This is a genomic window from Micromonospora sp. NPDC049374 (assembly GCF_040677165.1).
Lineage (GTDB): Bacteria > Actinomycetota > Actinomycetes > Mycobacteriales > Micromonosporaceae > Micromonospora.
This window is the reverse complement of sequence record NZ_JBFAQH010000009.1, coordinates 40,543-58,285: the sequence shown is the minus strand read 5'-3', so window position 1 is coordinate 58,285 and position 17,743 is coordinate 40,543. Positions and strand designations below refer to the sequence as shown.

General features: G+C 70.3%; 15 protein-coding genes. 7 read left to right on the top strand and 8 right to left on the bottom strand.

Features of this window, described 5'->3' with window-relative positions:
- The first annotated feature begins 54 nt into the window (after positions 1-54).
- Complete coding sequence (gene valS, locus AB0J93_RS16570) at positions 55-2,619, top strand: valine--tRNA ligase (protein ID WP_363922642.1); 2,565 nt, start codon at positions 55-57, stop codon at positions 2,617-2,619.
- 140 nt (positions 2,620-2,759) lie between these two features.
- On the opposite strand, the gene AB0J93_RS16565 is transcribed toward valS, so the two are convergent.
- From AB0J93_RS16565 to AB0J93_RS16550, 4 genes are read right to left on the bottom strand one after another with little or no spacing between them, the layout of a single operon-like run.
- Entirely contained in the window at positions 2,760-3,470 is a 711-nt protein-coding gene (locus tag AB0J93_RS16565) for an ABC transporter permease subunit (protein ID WP_363922640.1), read from the bottom strand.
- The gene (locus AB0J93_RS16560; protein WP_363922638.1) at positions 3,470-4,423 is read right to left on the bottom strand and encodes an ABC transporter ATP-binding protein; all 954 of its coding nucleotides are present in this window, start codon (positions 4,421-4,423) and stop codon (positions 3,470-3,472) included. The genes AB0J93_RS16565 and AB0J93_RS16560 overlap by 1 nt, the downstream gene beginning before the upstream one ends.
- Positions 4,420-5,301, bottom strand: coding sequence for an ABC transporter permease (locus AB0J93_RS16555; RefSeq protein WP_363922636.1), 882 nt, complete (start codon positions 5,299-5,301; stop codon positions 4,420-4,422). Before AB0J93_RS16555 ends, AB0J93_RS16560 begins: the two co-directional genes overlap by 4 nt.
- Positions 5,294-6,208, bottom strand: coding sequence for an ABC transporter ATP-binding protein (locus AB0J93_RS16550; protein WP_363922634.1), 915 nt, complete (start codon positions 6,206-6,208; stop codon positions 5,294-5,296). The genes AB0J93_RS16555 and AB0J93_RS16550 overlap by 8 nt, the downstream gene beginning before the upstream one ends.
- A 178-nt stretch (positions 6,209-6,386) precedes the next feature.
- Between AB0J93_RS16550 and AB0J93_RS16545 the strand changes: the two genes are divergently transcribed.
- The 4 genes from AB0J93_RS16545 (at position 6,387) to galT (ending at position 10,686) form a co-directional block, all read left to right on the top strand.
- Positions 6,387-6,989 (top strand): DM13 domain-containing protein, encoded by a 603-nt coding sequence (locus AB0J93_RS16545; RefSeq protein ID WP_363922632.1) that lies wholly within the window; start codon positions 6,387-6,389, stop codon positions 6,987-6,989.
- A 211-nt stretch (positions 6,990-7,200) separates the two neighbouring features.
- The gene (cysC, locus tag AB0J93_RS16540) at positions 7,201-8,730 is read left to right on the top strand and encodes an adenylyl-sulfate kinase (RefSeq protein ID WP_363922630.1); all 1,530 of its coding nucleotides are present in this window, start codon (positions 7,201-7,203) and stop codon (positions 8,728-8,730) included.
- Positions 8,731-8,824: 94 nt separating this feature from the next.
- Entirely contained in the window at positions 8,825-9,613 is a 789-nt protein-coding gene (locus tag AB0J93_RS16535) for a DeoR/GlpR family DNA-binding transcription regulator (RefSeq protein WP_363922628.1), read from the top strand.
- Positions 9,610-10,686, top strand: a complete 1,077-nt coding sequence (gene galT / locus AB0J93_RS16530; RefSeq protein ID WP_363922626.1) for a galactose-1-phosphate uridylyltransferase — start codon at positions 9,610-9,612, stop codon at positions 10,684-10,686. Before AB0J93_RS16535 ends, galT begins: the two co-directional genes overlap by 4 nt.
- Before the next feature lie 331 nt (positions 10,687-11,017).
- On the opposite strand, the gene AB0J93_RS16525 is transcribed toward galT, so the two are convergent.
- Together AB0J93_RS16525 and AB0J93_RS16520 are read right to left on the bottom strand one after the other, a co-directional pair.
- Positions 11,018-12,235: an NADP-dependent isocitrate dehydrogenase gene (locus tag AB0J93_RS16525; protein WP_363922624.1), complete on the bottom strand. Its 1,218-nt coding sequence runs from the start codon at positions 12,233-12,235 to the stop codon at positions 11,018-11,020.
- A 182-nt stretch (positions 12,236-12,417) separates the two neighbouring features.
- A complete protein-coding gene (locus AB0J93_RS16520; protein ID WP_363922622.1) occupies positions 12,418-12,816 on the bottom strand; it encodes a VOC family protein in 399 nt (132 codons plus the stop codon).
- A gap of 82 nt (positions 12,817-12,898) precedes the next feature.
- Here AB0J93_RS16520 and AB0J93_RS16515 point away from each other — a divergent pair, with 82 nt between their 5' ends.
- Positions 12,899-13,702 carry a TetR/AcrR family transcriptional regulator gene (locus tag AB0J93_RS16515; protein ID WP_363922620.1) on the top strand — a complete coding sequence of 268 codons (804 nt, stop codon included), beginning with the start codon at positions 12,899-12,901 and terminating at the stop codon, positions 13,700-13,702.
- Positions 13,703-13,771: 69 nt separating this feature from the next.
- Here the strand turns inward: AB0J93_RS16515 and AB0J93_RS16510 are convergent, their stop codons facing one another.
- Together AB0J93_RS16510 and AB0J93_RS16505 are read right to left on the bottom strand one after the other, a co-directional pair.
- Positions 13,772-14,722 carry a malate dehydrogenase gene (locus AB0J93_RS16510; RefSeq protein WP_363922618.1) on the bottom strand — a complete coding sequence of 317 codons (951 nt, stop codon included), beginning with the start codon at positions 14,720-14,722 and terminating at the stop codon, positions 13,772-13,774.
- An 80-nt stretch (positions 14,723-14,802) separates the two neighbouring features.
- Positions 14,803-15,663, bottom strand: a complete 861-nt coding sequence (locus AB0J93_RS16505; RefSeq protein ID WP_363922616.1) for a bifunctional methylenetetrahydrofolate dehydrogenase/methenyltetrahydrofolate cyclohydrolase — start codon at positions 15,661-15,663, stop codon at positions 14,803-14,805.
- A 430-nt stretch (positions 15,664-16,093) separates the two neighbouring features.
- On the opposite strand from AB0J93_RS16505, the gene AB0J93_RS16500 reads away from it, so the two are divergent.
- Entirely contained in the window at positions 16,094-17,698 is a 1,605-nt protein-coding gene (locus tag AB0J93_RS16500) for an ABC transporter substrate-binding protein (protein ID WP_363922614.1), read from the top strand.
- The last annotated feature ends 45 nt before the right edge of the window (positions 17,699-17,743 follow it).

Here is a 17,743-nt window from a genome sequence, read left to right as displayed (position 1 = left end):
TTCGTGATCAGGTAATGGCGTGCCCACCACGGTCCCGGTGCCTACGATCGGCGAATGACTGATACGGCGAGGACGGCCCGCACCGGCGTCCCCGAGCGTCCTCATCTGGACGGGCTCGAGGAGACCTGGTCGCGCCGCTGGCAGGAGGAGGGCACGTACGCGTTCGACCGCACCAGGCAGCGGTCGGACGTATACGCGATCGACACCCCGCCGCCGACCGTATCGGGCGAGCTGCACATGGGGCACGTCTTCTCGTACACGCACACCGACCTGATCGCCCGGTTCCAGCGGATGCGCGGCCGGACGGTCTTCTACCCGATCGGCTGGGACGACAACGGCCTGCCCACCGAGCGCCGGGTGCAGAACGTCTACGGGGTGCGCTGTGACCCTTCGCTGCCGTACGACCCGGACTGGGCACCGCCGACCAACCCCGTGGACGACGCCGCCCGGAAGAACCCGACCCCGATCTCCCGGCGCAACTTCATCGAGCTGTGCGAACGGTTGACCGTCGCCGACGAGCAGGTCTTCGAGGCACTGTGGCGGCGGCTCGGACTGTCGGTGGACTGGTCGTTGATGTACACCACCATCGGGTCGGTGGCCCGGGCCGCCTCCCAGCGGGCGTTCCTGCGCAACCTGGCCCGGGGTGAGGCGTACCAGGCCGAGGCGCCGACACTCTGGGACGTCGGTTTCGCCACCGCCGTGGCGCAGGCCGAACTGGAGGACCGGGAACGCCCCGGCGCGTACCACCGGTTGCGCTTCCACGCGCCCGGCGGGCGGGCGGTGCTTATCGACACCACCCGGCCGGAGCTGCTGCCGGCCTGCGTCGCGCTGGTCTGCCACCCCGACGACGAGCGGTACGCGGACCTGGTCGGCACGGCTGTGCGTACGCCCGTGTTCGGGGTGCAGGTGCCGGTGCGCGCGCACCCGCTGGCGGACCCGGCCAAGGGCACCGGCATCGCGATGGTCTGCACCTTCGGTGACCTGACCGACGTGACCTGGTGGCGGGAACTGGCCCTGGACACCCGGGTGGTGATCGGCCGGGACGGCCGGCTGTTGCCGGAGCCACCGGCCGGTGTGCCCCCGCAGCCGTACGCGGCGCTGGCCGGGCAGACCGTGAACGGCGCCCGACGAACGGTCGTGGAACAGCTGACCGAGGCGGATGACCTGGTCGGCGAGCCGCGCCCGATCAGCCACCCGGTGAAGTTCTACGAGCGGGGCGACCGGCCCCTGGAGATCGTCTCGACCCGGCAGTGGTATCTGCGCAACGGTGGCCGCGACACCGACCTGCGGGAGGAACTGCTGGCGCGTGGCCGGGAGTTGCGCTGGGTGCCGGAGCACATGCGGCACCGCTACGAGCACTGGGTGAGCGGCCTCACCGGCGACTGGCTGGTCAGCCGGCAGCGCTACTTCGGGGTGCCGGTGCCGGTGTGGTACCGGCTCGACGACGCTGGCGAACCGGACTGGGCCCAGGCTCTCACGCCGGATGAGTCCGCGCTGCCGATCGACCCGTCCGAGGACGCCCCGTCGGGGTACGACGAGTCGCAGCGCGGCGTGCCGGGCGGTTTCATCGGCGACCCGGACGTGCTGGACACCTGGGCCACTTCGTCGCTGACCCCGCAGATCGTCGGCGGCTGGGAACGGGACCCGGATCTGTACCGGCGGGTCTTCCCGATGGATCTGCGCCCGCAGGGGCACGACATCATCCGCACCTGGCTGTTCGCCACCGTGGTCCGGTCACACCTGGAGCACGGCGCGCTGCCCTGGCGGACGGCGGAGCTGTCCGGCTGGATCCTCGATCCGGACCGCAAGAAGATGTCGAAGTCCAAGGGGAACGTGGTGACCCCGATGGCGCTGCTGGAGCAGCACGGCTCGGACGCGGTGCGGTACTGGGGGGCCAGCGGCAAACCCGGCACCGACCTGGCCTTCGACCCGGCCCAGATCCGGATCGGCCGGCGGTTGGCCACCAAGCTGCTAAACGCGTCGAAGTTCGCGCTCGGGTTGGGCGCCGCCGACGCGCTGCGGGCACCCGCGACCACGCCACTCGACCGCGCCATGCTCGCCGAGCTGTCCGAGGTGGTGGCCACCGCGACAACGGCCTTCGAGGGGTACGACCACACGGCGGCACTCCAGGCCACCGAGTCGTTCTTCTGGCGGTTCTGCGACGACTACATCGAGCTGGTGAAGGAACGCGCCTACGGCAGCGGGGCCGGGGCCGACTCGGCCCGGGCGGCGCTGGCCACCGCACTGTCGGTGCAGTTGCGGCTGTTCGCACCGGTACTGCCGTACGCGACCGAGGAGGTCTGGTCGTGGTGGCGGTACGGTTCGGTGCACCGCGCGCCGTGGCCGACCACGTACGAGGTGGGTCGGACGATCCAGGGTGACGGCGACCCGCACCTGCTGCGGCTCGCCGGCGACGCGCTCGGGCAGGTCCGCCGGGCCAAGTCGGAGCGGAAGCTGTCGATGAAGGCGGAGGTGCCGCTGGCCGAGGCGCTCGGCCCGGCCGCGCTGCTCGACCAGCTCACGCTGGTCATCGACGACCTGCGCGCCGCCGGCCGCATCAACAAGCTCGACCTGCTACCCGACCGCACCCCGGAACTGGTAATCGCCTGCGCCTTCTGACCCACGCAAGCCCTCACGCAACGCGCAAGCCCCGCGCAACCGAGAGACTTGTGCGACATCGGGGGAAGTGCCGCCTCAACAGCCGGGGAGGCAGCACTTCCCCCGAAAGTGCTGCCTCCCGACGCCCGCCCACAGGTGGGTCAGCTGGTTTCGCCGGCTACCGAGAAGGAACGTAGACGGTCGATGGAGAGGAAGGTGGCGCCGATGATGATGAGCGAGGTCATCACTGCCGCCACCGACACGGAGACCGTGGTGCTGAGCAGGTTGGTCGGGGCTAGCCGGTCGGCCAGGGCGATCACGTAGTGCTGGATCGACAGCACCCGGGTGCCGGTGACCACGTTGCTGAGCAGCCCTTCCCAGATCAGCACGTAGACCAGACCGAGCAGTACCGGTCGCCGGGTGAGCAGGCTGGCCGCCACGAACAGCGCGGTGTAGGCCAGCGCACCGACCGACGCGGCGACGGCGAGTGCCACGCCGAGACGTACCGAGTCGGCCAGCAGGCCCGCCGCGAACAGCGGGACCGCGACGGTGACCGCGGTGGCCCCGGCCGCGACGGCCAGCTTCGGCAGGACGATCTGCCAGCGTGGCAGTGGCGTGGTGAGCACGTGCACCACGGTGCCGTCATCGATCTCGGCCCCGAGCACGCCGGTGCCGACGATCAGGGCGACCACCGGCAGCACCACGGCCAAACCGAGACCGACGAGCACCGGCGGCCCCCAGTCGGCGGGTGCCACCCCGAGCCCTCGGGAGAGCACGGCCAGCCCCACCAGCAGTACCGGCAGTGGAAGCAGCAGCAGGAACCGGCGACGGCCGAACAGGCCGCGCACGGTGATCCAGGAGACAGTGGACATCAGGCCTCCACCAGGTAGGAGAAGACGCTCTCCAGGGACTCGTCCTCGGGCACCAGTTGCTGGACCCGTATGCCCCGGGCCAGGGCGACCTTCGGCAGCATCCGGGTGAAGGCGCCGTAGTCACCGGCGCGTACGGTCAGGCCGTCCCGCCCCAACTCGACCCCGCTGACCGACGTCTCGGCCATCAACGCGACGGCCAGCGCCCGGTCGTCGGTGGAGCGGATGGCGAAGACGTGCGGCCGGTTGGTCATCAGCCGCCGGATGGTCCGGAAGTCGCCGGAGGCGGCGAGGCGGCCGGCGACCATCACCTGGACCGTGCCGGAGACCTGCTCGACCTCCTCCAGGATGTGCGAGCTGAACAGGATCGTCCGGCCCGCGTCGCCGAGGGAGTGCAGCAACTCCATCATGTGCAACCGCTGGCGCGGGTCCATGCCGTTGAACGGCTCGTCCAGCAGCAGCACCTGCGGGTCGTGCACCAGCGCCGCCGCCACCCGGGTGCGCTGCCGCATGCCCTTGGAGTACGTGCCGATGCGGCGGTCCTGGGCGTCGGCCATCTCCACCAGGTCGATGGCGCGGCGGGCGGCGGCCTGCGGATCCGGCAGCTTGTGCAGCTTCGCGGTGGCCAGCACGAACTCGTAGGCGGTGAGGAAGCTGTGCACCGCCTCCCGCTCGCTGACCAGGCCGAGTAGGCGGTAGACCTCCGGGTTGCGCCAGGTGGGCCGGCCGTCCAGGGTCACCTGCCCCCGGGACGGGGTGAGGAAGCCGGCCATCATGTGCAGCAGGGTCGTCTTGCCCGCCCCGTTGGGACCGAGCAGCCCGGTCACCCCGGGCCCGAGGCTCATGCTCACGTCGTTGACCGCGACCACGTTGCCGTACCAGCGGGAGACCCCGGCGAGGTCGAGGGTGCTGGTGGTGGCGGTGGCCGCCGGTGCGGCGGTACTCGTCGTGGTCATCGTGCGGCCACCTTCTTGTAGCGGGCCAGCAGCAGGGCGACGCAGCCCGCCACGAGCGCGACGGCGACCAGCGCGTACACCGGGCCGAAGGCCCCGAGGTCGAGGTCGGCGCTGTTGGATTCGGTGACCAGCAGGTCGCGCATCGTCCAGAGGCCGACGCCCTGCACCAGGGTGGGCGGCGAGGCGATGCCGGCGAGCTGGTTCGCCGCCTGCGAGGGCAGGACCGACAGGATGCCGACGATGGGCGTGGTCATCAGGAACACGGCGACGATTCCACCGGCGGCGAAGGCGCGCTTTCCGGTCATCGAGGCGATCAGCAGGCCGACCGAGGCGAAGACCACCGCCCACAGTCCGGCGTAGAGCAGCCCCGGCAGCAGGTCGAGCAGTTCGTCCCAGACCGCGCCCATGCCGTCGGCGGTGAAGGCACCGCCGAGGAACATCAGCAGTTGCGGCGCGCCGAGCAGCAGGAAGAGCGCGGTGACCAGGGCAAGCAGCTTGGCCAGCGGGTAGTCGGCGTGCGGCAGGGGCCGGGAGAAGTACAGCGGCAGCACACCGCTGCGCATGTCCCGGGAGACCAGCTCGGGCGCGGCCACCGCGACGAAGAAGATGACCAGCCAGCTCATCGCGTCGGCGAACTGGGCATACGTCATGATCACTTCGCCGATCTGGCTGCGGATCGCGGTGACCGCAGCGGCCACCATCAGCACGATGCCGACCACCAGCCAGGGAAAGATCTTGGCTTTGGCGCTGCGGCCCAACCCGAAGGTGGTCCGCAGCCCGTGCAGGTACAGCGCGCCGAAGACGTGCCGGCGACCGAGCCGAGGACCGGTGTAGCGCTGGTAGCCGATGTCGTGGATGACGCCGGTCGGCTCAGGCATGGCTGTGCTCCCTCCGGGCGAAGAGTTCGGCCACCCGGTGCCGGCGCTGGTCCAGCCGGTGCAGGGGTAGGTCCAGTTCGGCCACCGCACCGAGGATCTGGTCGTAGGTGCGCTCGTCGGCCAGCGGCACCAGCAGCAGCCTTCCCTCCCGGCCCACCGGCAGGTCGAGCGCGGCCAGCCGGGCGGCCAGCGCCTCGGTGCCCTCGCTGACCTCGACCGCGAGCACGTCGGTGGCCGAGGTCATGGCGGCTATGTGGTCGGCCCGCAGCAGCCGGCCACCCTCGATGGCGACCAGGGTGTCGCAGATCCGCTCGACCTCACCGAGCAGGTGCGAGCAGACCAGTACGGAGATGCCGAACTCGGTGCCGATCCGCTGCACCAGAGCGAGCATCGCGTCCCGGCCGGCCGGGTCGAGGCCGTTGGTGGGCTCGTCGAGCAGCAGCAGGTCGGGATCGTGCACCAGCGCCTGAGCGAGCTTGACCCGCTGCTTCATGCCGGTGGAGTAGCCGCCCACCGGCCGGTGGCGCTCCTCGTGCAGGCCCACGTGGCGCAGCGCCTCGGAGGCCCGTTCCCGGGCGACCGTGCGCGGTAGGCCGCTGATCCGCCCCAGATGGGTGACCAGTTCGGCGGCGGAAAGGTCGGGCGGCAGGCAGTCGTGCTCGGGCATGTAGCCGACCCGGGCCCGCACCGCCGCCGTGTCGGCGGTCGGGTCCAGGCCCAGCACCTGTATCCGGCCGCGGGTGGGAGTGAGCAGGCCGAGCAGCAGCTTGATCAGCGTCGACTTGCCGGCGCCGTTGGCGCCGACCAGACCGACGATCCCTGGTTCCACCGCAACCGTCAGATCGGACAGTGCGGTGACCCCGCCGCCGTAGACCTTCGTCAACGACTCGGTTGCGATCAGTGTCACGTCGTCAGCCTAGAGGTGTCGGACAATGCGCCGCGCTCCGGAAGCAACCCCCGTTTCCCCTGATACCGGTGCGCCCACGCCCCCTAGGGAGATCGGCCACCACGCCCCGGCAAGTCGGTTCGCAGTTCGTAAGATTTGCGCGGCTGACACGGTGCGATCATCCGCGACAGACTGGGACATGCTCAGTCGCCGCCTGTTCCGTACCCCGCTGACGTGGATCGCGATCACCGTGCTGGCCGCCGGTTCGGCCTTCGGCCTGTACTGGTTCCAGCCATGGAAGCTGCTGACCGACGCCGAGGTGGCCGAGCGGCTGACCACGGTCGCCACCCCGGCGAGCTCCGCCGCACCGACCAGTTCCGCCACGCCGACCAACTCCGCCGAGCCGACCAACTCCGCCACGCCGGCTTCCCCGGCAGGCCCCGACGCCGCGACGGCGACCCTGGTCAGCTCCGGTGACTTCATCAGCCACGAGCACGACACCTCCGGGAGCGCGCGGATCGTGCGCACCGCCGACGGGCAGCACCGGCTGGAGTTGGTCGGTCTGGACACCTCCAACGGCCCGGACCTGCGGGTGTGGCTGACCGACCAGCCGGTGATCGAGGGCCGGGACGGGTGGCACGTGTTCGACGACGGCCGCTGGGTCGAGTTGGGGCGGCTCAAGGGCAACCGCGGCGACCAGGGTTACGCGATCCCGGGCGATGTCGAGCTGTCGGACCTGACAAGTGTTTCCATCTGGTGCAAGCGGTTCGCGGTCTCGTTCGGGGCGGCCGCGCTGGGCTGAGCGGTCGGGCGCGTACGACGTCGCGAAGCGGCGGGTCCACAGCGGCCGGCAGCAGGGTGCCGCCAGCCCGGTTGCCGCCGCTGCACGCAGCCGGTTCGCGGGTCGGCAGGTGACGCCGTCGACAGCAGTGGCCCGGCGGGCGTGGTGGCGCTCTCGACCGATCGGCGACCGGCTGCGAAACTGTGTGCCGGTCGCCGGAGTTGGGGGTCTGATGAGCAACGGGTGGGTGCTGCCCGACGAGGTGCTGCGGGAAGCACCGACGTACACGCCGCGTCCCGGTGAACTCGCGGATCTCGAGCTGCTGTTGATCGGTGCGTACGCGCCATTGGCCGGGTTCATGACCCGGGCCGATCTGGTCTCGGTCAGCCGCCGAGGCCGGCTCGTCGACGACGCCCCGTGGCCGGTCGCCGTCCCTCTCCAGGTGCCCGCGACGTTGGTTCAGCAGCTCGACCTCGCCGACCCGGGCCGCCGGACGCTGGTGCTCACCGACAGCGAGGGCGCACCGATGGCGGCCCTGGAGGTGGCCGACGCCTGGACGATCCGCGACGGGGTGGCCGGGGTCGGCGGCACCGTGCGCCGGCTGGGCGACGGCGCTCACGGTCCGTTCCAGCGGCTGCGGCGTACGCCTGAGGAGATTCGCGCGTTGCTGCCGCCCGGCCGGGTGCTCGGGGTGGTCGCCGACCGGCCGCTGCACCGGCCGCAGCTGGCGCAGATCGCGCACGCCGTACGCACCCTGAGCGCCCATCTGCTGATCATGATCCCGGTGGGCGAGGACGGCACCGGTGGACTACCACCGGAGGCGCTGGTCCGCAGCGTGTTCGCCGCCCGGGACCGGATGCCTCCGGCGACCCTGGTCGCCGTGCCGTTCTCCCGGCGACGCGACGAGATCAGTGACGCCCTGCTGCTGGCCAGGGTCTCCGCCGCGTACGGCGTCACCCACCTGCTCTCCACCGGCGAGATGCTCTCCGGGGCCGGGCTGCGGGTGCTGGTGCCCCGCGAACTGGCCTACGACAACCGGGACGGCCAGTGGCGCTGGCGCGATGACATCCCGCCCCGCAACCGGCGACTGGCGTTGAGCCAGGCGGAGATCGAAGACCTGCTGGACCGGGGTTTCCCGCTGCCCGAGTGGCACACCCCTCCGGCGGTGGCGAAGGAGCTGAGCCGGGCCCGACCGCCCCGGCGGCACCGCGGCCTGGTGGTGTTCCTGACCGGGCTCTCCGGTTCCGGCAAGTCGACGGTCGCCCGTGGGCTCGCCGACGCGCTGCGCGAGGAGGGCGAGCGTACGGTCACGCTGCTCGACGGCGACGTGGTACGTCGCGAGCTGACCGCCGGGCTGGGCTTCAGCAGGGCCGACCGGGACACCAACGTGCGTCGGATCGGGTGGGTCGCCGCCGAGATCGCCCGGCACCACGGGATCGGCATCTGCTGCCCGATCGCCCCGTACGCCCAGGCCCGGGCGACCGCCCGGGAGATGGCCGTGGCGGCGGGCGCGGGGTTCGTGCTGGTGCACGTCGCCACTCCGCTGGAGGTCTGCGAGAAACGCGACCGCAAGGGCCTGTACGCCCGGGCCCGGGCGGGGCTGCTCACCGGGATGACCGGCATCGACGACCCGTACGAGGAGCCGACCGACGCGGATCTGGTGCTGGACACCACCGATCTCACCGTCGACGAGGCGGTACAGCGGGTCCTGCACCATCTGACCGAGACCGGCTGGGTGGAGCCCCGCCTGCCCGCGCTCTGACACCGGAGCACCTTCCCTTCCGGTGGTCGCTCCTGGCCGCTAGTGTTTGTTTCTGTTCGGATCTGTTCGCTCACGTGGAGTCTGGAAGGGGCCGATGCTCGCGCGGCAGCGCCATGCGGCGATCCTCGACCGGGTCCGCGTGACCGGCGGCGTACGCGTCGGCGAGTTGGCCGCCGAGTTCGGCGTCTCCGACATGACCATCCGCCGCGACCTGGACCTGCTGCATGAGCGTGGCCTGCTCGCCAAGGTGCACGGCGGCGCCACCGTAGCCGGCGCCACCGACGAGCCGGGCTTCCAGGCGAAGTCGGTACGCCAGCAGGCCGAGAAGGCGGCCATCGCGGCGCATGCCGCGAAGCTGGTCCGGCCCGGGGCCGCGATCGCGCTCTCCGCCGGCACCACCACCGCCGAACTGGCCCGGCAACTGGTCGACGTGCCGGCCCTGACCGTGGTGACCAACTCGCTGCCGGTGGCCGACATCCTGCACCAGCGGGGCCGCGCCGACCAGACGGTGGTGTTGACCGGTGGGGTGCGCACCCCCTCGGACGCCCTGGTCGGGCCACTGGCCGTCGGCGCCGTCCGCACCCTGCACCTGGACCTGCTCTTCCTCGGCGTGCACGGAATCACCGAGCGGACCGGTTTCACCACCCCGAATCTGACCGAGGCCGAGACGAACCGGGCACTGGTCGCGGCGGCGGACCGGTTGGTGGTGCTCGCCGACCACACCAAGTGGGGAACGGTCGGCATCTCGGCCATCGCCGACCTGGGCGCGGCCGACGTGCTGGTCACCGACGACCGGTTGGCACCGGAGGCCCGACGACTGCTCACCGACCGGGTCGGCGAGCTGATCGTCGTGCCGGTCACCGAAGGCGGGACATTGCGATGAAGCGTACGGCGATCAGCCTGGCCGACGGCCGCGAACTGATCTACTTCGACGAGCGTGACGACGCCGTCCGGGACCAGCCGGACCGGCGCCCGTTGCCGCCTCCCCCACCCGCCTCCCAACTGCGCTACGACCCGCTCACCGACGAGTGGGTGGCGCTGGCGGTGCACCGGCAGACCCGGACCTTCCTTCCGCCGGCCGACCAGTGCCCGCTCTGCCCCTCGACGGCGGACCGGCTCAGCGAGATCCCGGCCCCGGAGTACGCGGTCGCGGTCTTCGAGAACCGGTTCCCGGCGCTGAGCGGGCGGGTGGTGGCGGAACCGGCCGCGATCACCCCGTTCACCGCGGCCCGGCCTGGGCAAGGGCGCTGTGAGGTGGTCTGCTTCACCGACGATCACGACGCCTCGTTCGCCGCGCTACCGCCGCGCCGGGTGCGTACCGTGCTGGACGCGCTGGCCGACCGGACCACGGTGCTCGGCGGGCTGCCCGGCGTCGAGCAGGTCTTCTGCTTCGAGAACCGGGGGGTGGAGATCGGGGTGACGCTGCACCACCCGCACGGGCAGATCTACGCGTACCCGTTCGTCACCCCACGGACCCGGTCGCTGCTGGGCGCGGCCCGTCGGCACGCCGAGCGCACCGGCGGCAGCAACCTCTACGCCGACGTGCTGGCCGCCGAGCGCGCCACCGGCGAGCGGGTGGTGGCGACGAACCCGCACTGGACGGCGTACGTCCCGGCAGCCGCCCGGTGGCCGTTCGAGGTGCACATCGCGCCGCACCGGGCGGTGCCCGACCTGCCGGCGTTGACCGACGCGGAACGCGACGCGTTCGGACCGCTCTACCTGGACCTGCTGCGCCGCTTCGACGGGCTGTTCGACAGTCCCATGCCCTACATCGCCGCCTGGCACCAGGCACCGGTTCGCGTCGAGCGTGAGCTGGGGCATCTGCACCTGCAACTGTTCAGCGTCCGGCGGGCGGCGGACAAGCTGAAGTACCTGGCCGGCTCGGAGTCGGCCATGGGAGTCTTCATCAACGACATCGCCCCGGAGCGGGCCGCCGAGTTGCTACGCGCGGTGTGACGGACGGCCCTCGCAGGTCGCCACGCCGGGCGCGGCATCGGGCAGCAGGAGACGGGACAGCAGGGCGCGGGGGGCCCGGGACAGGGCCCCCCGCAGGGAAGGGACGGCTGGCTGTACTCGACAGCCGGGAAGGCTGGCTGCTGGGCACGCGCGTCGCGCGGTGGCGACGGTCAACCTTCCAGGACGGGACTGGCATCTCGTCCACCCGGGTCAACGAGGCGCGCCGGACGAAGTGACGCCGACTGGCGCGTCCGGTCGCGACACGCCGCTGTTCCGGTACGGAAACACCGAACCCGCCGGCGCTCGGGCCGGCGGGTTCGGTGAATGGGTCTCAGGCAGCGAGGCGGCGAGCCAGGTTCTCGTCGAGCGTGTTCATGAACTCGTCGGTGGTCTGCCACGGAGCGTCCCGCGAGATGAGCAGCGCGAGGTCCTTGGTCATCTGGCCGCTCTCGACGGTGTCGACGATGACCTGCTCCAGCGTGTTGGCGAACTCGCTGACCGCCGGGGTGCCGTCCAGCTTGCCCCGGTGGGCCAGGCCACGGGTCCAGGCGTAGATCGAGGCGATCGGGTTGGTCGAGGTCTTCTCGCCCTTCTGCCACTGCCGGTAGTGCCGGGTGACCGTGCCGTGGGCGGCCTCGGCCTCGACGGTGCGACCGTCGGGCGAGAGCAGGACCGAGGTCATCAGGCCGAGCGAGCCGAAGCCCTGCGCGACGGTGTCGGACTGCACGTCACCGTCGTAGTTCTTGCAGGCCCAGACGTAGCCACCCTCCCACTTGAGCGCGGCGGCGACCATGTCGTCGATGAGCCGGTGCTCGTAGGTGAGGCCGGCGGCGTCGAACTCGGCCTTGAACTCGTTCTCGAACACCTCGGCGAAGATGTCCTTGAACCGGCCGTCGTACGCCTTGAGGATGGTGTTCTTGGTGGACATGTAGACCGGGTAGTTGCGGTCCAGGCCGTAGCGGAACGAGGCCCGGGCGAAGTCCCGGATCGACTCGTCGTAGTTGTACATGCCCATCGCGATGCCGCCGCCGGGGAAGTTGGCGACCTCCATCTCGACCGGCTCGGAGCCGTCGGCGGGGGTGTAGGTGATGGTCACCGTGCCCGGTCCGGGGACCACGAAGTCGGTGGCCTTGTACTGGTCGCCGTGGGCGTGCCGGCCGATGATGATCGGCTTGGTCCAGCCGGGGACCAGCCGCGGCACGTTGGACATGATGATCGGCTCGCGGAAGACCACGCCGCCGAGGATGTTGCGGATCGTGCCGTTCGGCGACCGCCACATCTTCTTCAGGCCGAACTCCTCGACCCGGGCCTCGTCCGGAGTGATGGTGGCGCACTTGACGCCCACGCCGTGCTCCTTGATGGCGTTCGCGGCGTCGACGGTCACCTGGTCGTCGGTGGCGTCGCGGTGCTGGATCGAGAGGTCGTAGTAGTGCAGGTCGACGTCGAGGTAGGGCAGGATCAGCTGCTCCCGGATCTGCTTCCAGATGATCCGGGTCATCTCGTCGCCGTCGAGCTCCACGACCGGGTTGTTTACCTTGATCTTCGCCATCGGCCGGCGCTCCTCTCAGGGGACATGCTCAAGCAGTACGAGCGTACTGGATCGGCTCGGACAAGGAACGCCGCGCCCACCGGTCGGCCCGCGCCGGCAGGCCGGCGACACGGACGTGCGCCGGGCCCGGCGGAGCAATACCCCACCGCGCCCAGCGCACACCAGCACGCGGACCGCCTGGTTCAGCCGGCGGCCTCCGGCCCGTGCACCCACTGCACGAGTTGGAGGATCACCCCGTTGGGGTCTGCGACCTGGAAGAAGCGCTCCCCCCACGGCTCGGTCTGGATCGGAGTGGCGATCGGCACACCGGCGGCGGTGAGCCGGGCGTACTCGGCATCGATGTCGTCGACCACGAAAGCGACGATCACACCCTCGGTCCGCTGCGTCCGCAGGCTCTCCGGCTGAAGGCTGGCCAACCCGGTACGCAGAAAGATCAGGTTGAAACCGACCCCGTCCCGGGCCAGCGAGACGAAGCCCTCGGCCGACATCTGCTCCTGGAATCCGAAGTGCTGCTTGACGAACGCGGCCGAGGCCGGCACGTCCTCGACGTTGAGCGAGATCGCCGATGCAGTGATGTGCACGCGCACCCCCTGTGCGGAGACAATAACTACGTACATTGTACAACGTACTGCGTACGGCGATTCGACCTGCGAAGATCGGAGGGTGCCCGACCACCGCACCGGAGGCGGAGACCCCGCTCACACCCTGCGCCTGCTCTGGCGGCAGACCGACGATGTCCCTCGTCGTGGCCCCCGCCAGGGCCGCTCCCTGGACGACATCGTCACAGCCGCGATCGAGTTGGCGGACGCCGAAGGGCTGGACGCGGTGACCATGCGAGCGCTCGCCCAGGCCATCGGCGTGGCACCGATGACCCTCTACACCTACGTTCCGGGCAAGGCCGAACTGCTCGACCTGATGCTTGACGCGATCTACACCGGCATGCCCAGGCCGGACCGCTCCGGCGACCCGTGGCGGGCGCGGGTGGCGGCAGTGGCGACGGACAACCGGGACCTCTTCACCGCCCACCCCTGGGCCGCCGAGGTCGCCACCGGCCGCCCGCCGCTCGGGCCGGGTCAGATGACGAAGTACGAGTACGAACTGCGCGCCTTCGACGGCACCGGGCTGGACGACGTGACCCGCGACGCCGCATTGACCTATGTCCTCGACTTCGTCCGGGCTGCCGCCCGCTCGGCGGCCGAGGCACGCTCCGCCCAACAGGAGAGCGCCTGGACGGACGAACAGTGGTGGACGGCGAACGCGCCCCTGTTGACGCAGGTGCTCGACGAGCGACGCTTCCCGACCGCCGTCCGGGTCGGCGCCGCGGCCGGAGCGGCTCAGAACGCCGCATACCACCCCGACCACGCGTACGAGTTCGGCCTGGCCCGGGTCCTGGACGGCCTGACCACCCTGATCGCCGCCACCCCCACCACCCCACCGGCCCACCCCGCCGGGCAACCGCCACATTGACCAAGAGGTTTGCGTCTCGGATCAGCTTTCCCGAGACGCAAACCTCTTGATCGACTCAACTCGGTGCGGTCACATGGACGCGACGTCGGCCTGCTTGGCGCGGACGGCCTCGGCGGCCTCCTTGAGCGCGGCCAGCTCGTCGGCGTCGAGGTCGGTCTCCACCACGCGGTTGACGCCCTGGGCACCGATTTCGGCCTCGACACCCAGGTAGACACCGGAGATGCCGTATTCGCCGTCGACCCAGGCGCAGACCGGCATGACCTCGCCGGAGTCCTCCGCGACCGCCTTCGCCATCCGGGCCGCCGCCGCCGACGGGGCGTAGTACGCCGACCCCGTCTTGAGCAGCGCCACCACCTCGGCGCCACCGTTGCGGGTACGCACGACCAGGTCCTCGATCTGCTCGGCCGGCATCACCTCGCGCAGCGGCTTGCCGTTCACGCTGCTCTGCGACGGCACCGGAACCATGGTGTCGCCGTGCGAACCCAGGGTCAGCGTCTTCACCGACTTCACCGGCACCTGCAACGCCTCGGCGACGAAGTTGGTGAACCGGGCGGTGTCCAGCATGCCGGCCTGGCCGAGCACCCGGTTGCGCGGGAACTGGGTGGCGATCTGGGCCAGCGCGGTCATCTCGTCGAGCGGGTTGGAGACCACGATGACGACGGCGTTCGGGGCGTACTTGGCCACGTTCTCGGCGACCTGGCGGACGATCTTGGCGTTGGTCTCCAGCAGGTCCATCCGGCTCATCCCGGGCTTACGCGGCAGGCCGGCGGTGATGACGACCACGTCCGAGCCCTCGATGCCCTCGTAGCCCTCACCGTTCGGGCCGGTCGTGACCCCGACGACCTTGGTCTCGAAGCCCTCCACAGCACGCGACTGGTTGAGGTCGAGGGCGATGCCCGCGGGCTTACCCTCGATGATGTCGGTGATCACGACGGTGTCGAAGACGTCGTACTCGGCCAGGCGCTGCGCGGTGGTAGAGCCGTAGAATCCGGCCCCGACGACAGTGACCTTCTTACCCATGGTCGTCCCACTCCCTGATACCAGTCGGTTTTCCGGACCGTATCAGCCATCCTGGCACCGTTCGGGCCAGGGGCGGACGGTTATGGGCGTTCGGCCCGCTCCACGACGTTGGTGAGCAACATGGCGCGGGTCATCGGCCCGACCCCGCCGGGCATCGGCACCAGCTTGCCGGCCACCTCGGCCACCTCCGGGTCCACGTCGCCGGTGTAGCGGCCCTTGCCGTCGGGGCCGATCACCCGGGTGATGCCCACGTCCACCACGACCGCACCCGGTGTGATCATGTCCCCGGTGAGCAGACCGGGTACGCCCGCCGCCACGATCACGATGTCGGCGGCCCGGGTGTGCCCGGCCAGGTCAAGGGTGCCGGTGTGGCAGAGGGTGACGGTGGCGTTCTCGCTCCGCCGCGTCAACAGCAGCCCCAGGGGGCGCCCGACGGTGTTGCCCCGGCCCACCACCGCCACGTTGGCGCCGCGCAGCGGCACGTCGTGCCGGCGGAGCAGCTCCACGATGCCGCGCGGAGTGCAGGGCAGCGGCGCGTCGTAGCCGAGCACCAGCCGACCCAGGTTGACCGGGTGCAGACCGTCGGCGTCCTTGTCCGGGTCGATCAGCTCCAGCACCCGCTGCGTGTCCAGGTGTGCCGGCAACGGCAGCTGGACGATGTAGCCGTGGCAGGCCGGATCGGCGTTCAGCTCGGCGAGGACCTGGTCGACCTGCTCCTGGGTGGCGTCGGCCGGCAGTTCCCGGCGGATGGAGGCGATGCCGACCTCGGCGCAGTCCCGGTGCTTGCCGTTGACGTACGCCTGCGAGCCCGGATCGGACCCGACCAGCACCGTGCCGAGCCCTGGCACGGTGCCCCGTTCCGCAAGCGCCTTGACCCGCGCCCGCAGCTCGTCCTTGATCTCGGCCGCGGTCGCCTTGCCGTCCATAAGCGTCGCCGTCACGAGCAGATCGTCTCACGCCCGCCGCCACCGGCTCCCCCGACCTCGACGACCCGCCCGATCGGCCGAACAGACTACTTTGCGTGAGGTGTCATTAGTCACTTAGCGTAACATCTTGTGCAGCAGAGCACAGCAAATCAGGACGTCAGGACACAAATGCCTGCAATCCGGCGATCATGACGAGCAACCCCAGGCACCCCAGCGCCCCCCTGGTGCACCCCAACCAGCCACATCTCCGCACGTCAAGGCGGGGTATCGGCAGTGCGCGTAGCACGCGGGTGTCAACCCGACAAGGCTGGGGGTGGCGTTCCGTTACCCCTTCGCAACCGCTACGTTGCCGATTCGCGGCATACGACCTACCGTTGCCGGTCGTTGCGCAGCGTCACCCAATGCCGGGCCCGACTGCGCAGCGTAATGGAGATGAGGAGGCTAGATGCGCGTTCGTAGGCTTGCCGCCTGGACCGCCCTCCCGCTCGCGGTGACCCTGGGCCTGGTGGCCTGCGGCTCGGGCGGCGACGGTGGATCCGGCGAGAGCGACCCCAACGCGGCCGTGCGGATCGAGATCGCCGAGCCGCAGCACCTGGTGCCGACAAACACCAACGAGACGAGTGGCTCCCAGGTGCTCGCCGCCCTGTTCAGCCCGCTCGTCGACTACGACGAGGCCCACAAGCCGTACGAGGTGGCCGCCGAGTCGATCACGTCCGAGGACAACACCACCTGGACGGTCAAGCTCAAGGACGGCTACACGTTCCACAACGGCGAGAAGGTGACCGCCGACAACTACATCGACGCCTGGAACTACGGCGCGTACGCGCCGAACGGGCAGAACTCCAGCTACTTCTTCGAGAAGATCGCCGGCTACGACGACCTCCAGGGCGAGAGCCCGAAGGCCGACACGCTCAGCGGACTGAAGCAGGTCGACGACCTGACCTTCACCGTCACGCTCTCGCAGCCGTACAGCGAGTTCAAGTCGATGCTCGGCTACACCGCCTTCTACCCGCTGCCCGAGGCCGCGTTCAGCGCTCCCGGCGAGTTGGCTGAGGGTTACGAGCAGGCGCCGATCGGCCAGGGCCCGTTCAAGATGAAGGGCACCTGGCAGCACGACGCCAAGGTCGAGGTCGAGCGGTACGACGCCTTCCCCGGCGAGCAGCCGAAGGTGGCCGGCGTCGAGTTCCGGATCTACCAGCAGCTGACCGCGGCGTACGCGGACGTTCTGTCGGACAACCTCGACGTGATCAAGACCATCCCGACCGAGAACCTCTCCACCGCCGGCACCGACCTGGGCGACCGCTTCCTGCAGAGCCCGGCGTCCTCGCTGCACTTCCTGGCGTTCCCCACCTTCCAGGACGAGTTCAGCAACCCGGACGTGCGCAAGGCCATCTCGATGGCGATCGACCGCGAGGAGATCACTCGGTCGATCTTCAAGGATTCGCAGCAGCCGGCCCGCGCGTTCGTCTCCCCGGCCGTCGCCGGCTACCGGGAGAACACCGTCGGTGCCGCGGGCGAGTTCGACCCCGCCAAGGCCAAGGCGCTCTACCAGACTGCCGGCGGACCGTCGAAGATCACCCTGTCCTACAACGGCGACGGCGGTCACAAGGACTGGATCGACGCCACCTGCAACCAGCTCAAGGCCAACCTGGGCGTGGACTGCGTCGGCAGCGCCGAGCCCAAGTTCGCCGACCTGCTGACGAAGGTCAAGGCGAAGCAGCCGGTGGGCCTGTTCCGGATGGGCTGGATCATGGACTACCCGTCCATGGAGAACTACCTGGGCCCGCTGTACAGCACCAACGGCTCGTCGAACTACTACGGCTACAGCAACCCGGACTTCGACCGTCTGCTCGCCGAGGGCGCCAGCGCCCCCAGCGAGGAAGAGGCGATCAAGAAGTACCAGGAGGCCGAGGACCTGCTGGCCGAGGACCTGCCCGTCGTACCGCTACGGTTCGGCCAGAACAACTTCGGCCACTCGACCAAGGTCAAGAACGTCGAGATGGATCTCTTCGACCGGGTCAACCTGACCAAGATCGAAGCGATCAAGTAACACCCACGCCGGCGGGTCGGGTCATCGCGAGGTGACCCGACCCGC